1 protein-coding gene is annotated in these 1,364 nt (G+C 33.9%); it reads left to right on the forward strand.

Going from position 1 to position 1,364, the window contains the following annotated elements; genetic code table 11:
- The first annotated feature begins 1,010 nt into the window (after positions 1–1,010).
- Positions 1,011–1,202, forward strand: a complete 192-nt coding sequence (locus FTV31_RS17490) for a hypothetical protein (protein WP_127801720.1) — start codon at positions 1,011–1,013, stop codon at positions 1,200–1,202.
- Positions 1,203–1,364: the final 162 nt, after the last annotated feature.

Genomic DNA, 1,364 nt, shown 5'->3' on the forward strand with positions numbered 1-1,364 from the left:
TTTTGATAGTTCGCTCGTAGACACTCGCTCTATGCATCTATCTAAAGTCAAAATACCTCTTTATTTCGCTCTCATTTGCGTTTTTTGAGCTGTTTTCTGTTTTTCACTATGAGATCTATGTTTTTTAGGTAAAGGCTCTTAAATCGCATTTGAACGCTTTCTATGAAGCTTTTCATAATTAAAGTTTTGGGTTGAAATTTTTAACCTGGATGAATAGACAAAAAATTGATTTTTTACGTTTTTCTAAACAAGGAAATAAATACTTTTTTCCACGCAAAACCAAGCACCGGCCCTACGTCACTTTAGCCAATTTTCCAATCCAAGATCCGGCACATGCCGGGATTTTTTTGTCACACACCACGCATCTAACGATGACAACCTTCAAAGCCTTATGTCATAAGGTCTTGGGGAATTATCTTATGTAGTAGAAAGCTGCGCAGCAAAAAGCCAGTTTTTTAAAATAAGTAATTGATTTTGTTTATTAATTTGCTGCGCTCTTCTCTGTGCTCAAAAATCTAATAAGAATTACGTAAGTAACTGTTATTTAAATAAAAATAGGGTGCGCAGGCATCTGCGCTCGAAAAATGGGAAAAAAGAGCGTAAGCTATTAATATATATAAATAAATACCCTGCGCAGTTCATGAAAACTGAGTTTGCGCAGTAAAAGCTATAAAATCAGCATAAGTTAATGAAAATTAATTAAAATAATCTGCGCACTTTTCGATAAGCCACAAAATTGTCAATTCGGTCAATTTAATAAATTATACATGATGTATTTTTTAGAAATTTAAACCTGTAAAAACCACTCAGTTGATAGATTTTAAGTGAGGCTTTAGAGCCTAAATTGATTTCTTATTTTAGACATTAAAAGTAGTTAAAAACTTGAGAGTATTCAATATCACAGAGTTCTTTATCTATTTTCTACAAAAGTTCTCAAAATGGATCTTCTTCAATATTCAAGCTAAGAAGTTTAAGAGAAGATAGTGAGAACTCTTATTCTAGGAATTATGATGAGCACTCATATCACCACTACGGCAAATACAATAATGTTTCCGAGGGCTTGTACTCTTTGTCAATCAAGAAAAAATGTACAGCTTTTTGTAGGACTGTTGGTATGCGATCAGTGCCAAGAAAAGATTATGCTCACGAATCCAGGCACGTTTTTGGACAATGATGAGATTGAACAAAAAGCTCAGGATTAACCTGAGCTTTTGCATAAAATTAACAGCGGCCTGCTGCTTTCAATAGAGCGTTACATTGGTTATCGCTACTTTGTTTTACAGAATTAGAACCAGAACAAACTGCCTGGGAACTAATAGCTCCTCCAACTGTTGTGATATAACATTGATGTGATTTTTTCCCTA

Source organism: Acinetobacter sp. YH16031 (assembly GCF_013417335.1).
Lineage (GTDB): Bacteria > Pseudomonadota > Gammaproteobacteria > Pseudomonadales > Moraxellaceae > Acinetobacter.